Genomic DNA, 860 nt, shown 5'->3' with positions numbered 1-860 from the left:
TTTTGCGTTCGATGCTGGCTAACTGCTGTTCATTCATTTGAGTACCTTAAATATCTCAGGCTACAGAGTAGTAGCGAGTCAAAAACGAGGGCTGTATATGAGCCATCACGCCAATATTCCGAAAACCTAACAGGGTTTTCTATATCGCATTGACTCAACTCTTAAACATGAACTCGCTTTGAAGCGGTACATTAGCATGAAGCCCTTAACAAACCTAGCTAAAGTCCTGAGGTTGCGCCAAATTTTGTTTTAGATGCCAACGTCTGATAGATTGAATCTATATATTTTTCTAATTAAGGACGGAATAATGAAAAAACGTTTGCTTGCTTTAGGTTTGGTTACCATTCTTGCTGGCTGTGGCAACGATGAGGTTGGTGATGTGTCTTTGGGTATGTTTACTATGAAAGACATAAAACTGAATACGCTCGTAGACCCTGAAGTTCCAGGCGTTACTTGTCATGTAGCGGGCATCGAAGCGGACTTCAGTTTAGCGGACCCAAGCGACAGTTCAATTTCTTGCCGTCAAACTGGTGAAATTACACCTGAGATGATTACTAAAATTGATAAGAGCAAATCAGGTGAAGTGGTATTTAAAAAGTCCAAGAGCGTTTTCTTCAAATCGATGAAGATTCGCCGTATTTATGATCCAGAAAATCAAACCTTGATGTACCTTTCTTACTCAACTAAAGAGACATCGGGCAGCTTCAAACACAGTCTATCAACTGTACCTCTTTGGGGTACGAAAGCTTACATCCAACCGACTGAAGCTAAGATAAATTAAGCTCAATTCGCTTACGAATTCGTCAGCCCGCTGCATTTTTCAGCGGGCAAATTTCTTTGCAATAAAACACCACGATTTT

Annotated in this window: 1 protein-coding gene; it reads left to right on the top strand. The window is 40.6% G+C overall.

Features of this window, described 5'->3' with window-relative positions; genetic code table 11:
- Positions 1-307 precede the first annotated feature (307 nt).
- Positions 308-781 carry a CreA family protein gene (locus R8N49_RS25965; RefSeq protein WP_276432269.1) on the top strand — a complete coding sequence of 158 codons (474 nt, stop codon included), beginning with the start codon at positions 308-310 and terminating at the stop codon, positions 779-781.
- The last annotated feature ends 79 nt before the right edge of the window (positions 782-860 follow it).

It is taken from the genome of Vibrio sp. 1978, from assembly GCF_033344345.1.
This window is presented reverse-complemented; position numbering and strand designations above follow the sequence as displayed.

Coding starts and splice junctions, on each gene's coding strand:
- R8N49_RS25965 (WP_276432269.1), top strand. CDS start 308: ATGAAAAAACGTTTGCTTGCTTTAGGTTTGGTTACCATTCTTGCTGGC.